Genomic DNA, 1,422 nt, shown 5'->3' on the forward strand with positions numbered 1-1,422 from the left:
CGGATCGTCGATCCGGAGCGCCCCCGACCTACCCGCGTCGAACGGCGGTGCGGCACGGGTCCTAGCGCAAGGAACGGGCTGGATGCGGGCGCTGTCGGGCTCGGGCGGACGGGACCCCCGGGACGGCCTAGTCGCCATGCGATACCGCGAGCCGCTGCCGTTCCACCCCGGGCGGCTGGCGTCGGTCATCGAGCGGGACCTCGCGGCGGGGCGGAACGGCCGGGTGCTGCGGTCACGGGGGTTCTTCCGACTGGCCTCGCGCCCGGACCACGTCGGGTCGTGGTCGAGCCTCGGGGCGATGCTCGCGCTCGACCCCACCGCGAACCCGTCGTGGGACGCCGACGCCCCGATCGGGCAGGCGCTCTGGTTCGTCGGCGAGCGACTCGACGTGCCGGCGATCGAGCGCGCGCTGGACGGGGCGCTCCTCACGCCGGACGAACTCCTCGCGGGGCCGGACGTCTGGCGCGCGTGGGCGGACCCGTTCCCGGTGTGGCCGGCGCTCGACGCGTCCGGGGAGCACCGGCACGAGTGACGCGGGCGCTGCCCGACGCGGGCGACGCGGGCGCTGCCCGACGCCGAGCGACGCGGGCGCTGCCCGACGCCGAGCGACAACCTCGCTGTCGTACGACCACCGCGATGTCGTTCCCGCCTCCGTGCAACAACCCGCGGGTGCAACGAACGACGAGGTCGATGTCGTACGACATCGACCTCGTCGTTCCGAGTCGAGCGATCGGTCACCCCGGCGTCAGCGCGCCGCGGCCACCTCGCCCTCGCGCGCGGCCTCGCGGGCACGGCGGGCGGCGTCCTCGGCGGCGAACGGCAGGTCGCCCAGGTCGAGGTGCGGGTTCGTGTCCTGCGTCAGCACGAGCTCGCGGGCTTCCTCCGCGGTCTCCACCGCCGGCATCGACCCGGGCAGCGGGCGGCGCGAGGACTCCTTCATGCAGAACACCCCGATCGCCCCGACGACGCTCGTCGCCATCAGGAAGTAGGCCGGCGCGAGCTCGTCGCCCGTCGCCGTGAGCAGCGCCTGCACGATGAGGGGCGTCGTCCCGCCGAACACCGCGATCGCGATGTTGTAGGCGAACCCCATGCCGCCGTACCGGGTCGACGTCGGGAACAGCGCCGGCAGCGAGGCCGCCTGGTTCGACACCCACAGCGCGGTCATGAGCGCGAGGAGCCCGAGGCCCGCGAGCGTCGACCACTGCTCCCCGTGGCCGATCAGCAGGAACGCCGGCACGACGAGCACGACGGTCGTCGCGGCTCCGATCCACATCACGACGCGACGGCCGAGCCGGTCGGACAGCTTGCCCGTGAGCGGGAGCATCACCGCGAGGAGCAGGAGCACCGGGATCGTGAGCAGCGTGCCGTCGAGCGCCGAGTAGCCGAGCGAGTCGGTGAGGACGTCGGCATGACGAGTCAGCG

2 protein-coding genes are annotated in these 1,422 nt (G+C 73.9%); one reads left to right on the forward strand and one right to left on the reverse strand.

The features are described from left to right. The first annotated feature begins 136 nt into the window (after window positions 1-136). Window positions 137-532, forward strand: coding sequence for a GTP-binding protein (locus I5E_RS02895; protein ID WP_022905664.1), 396 nt, complete (start codon window positions 137-139; stop codon window positions 530-532). 213 nt (window positions 533-745) lie between these two features. Here I5E_RS02895 and I5E_RS02900 read toward each other — a convergent pair. Further along, the coding region (locus tag I5E_RS02900) for an MFS transporter (protein WP_022905665.1) at window positions 746-1,422 on the reverse strand (677 nt) is incomplete at its 5' end.

It is taken from the genome of Curtobacterium sp. B18, from assembly GCF_000333375.1.
In the GTDB taxonomy this organism is placed as follows: Bacteria; Actinomycetota; Actinomycetes; order Actinomycetales; family Microbacteriaceae; genus Curtobacterium.

Bases quoted from the DNA above. Each gene is read 5' to 3' on its own strand.
- I5E_RS02895 (WP_022905664.1), top strand. From the start codon at position 137: ATGCGATACCGCGAGCCGCTGCCGTTCCACCCCGGGCGGCTGGCGTCG.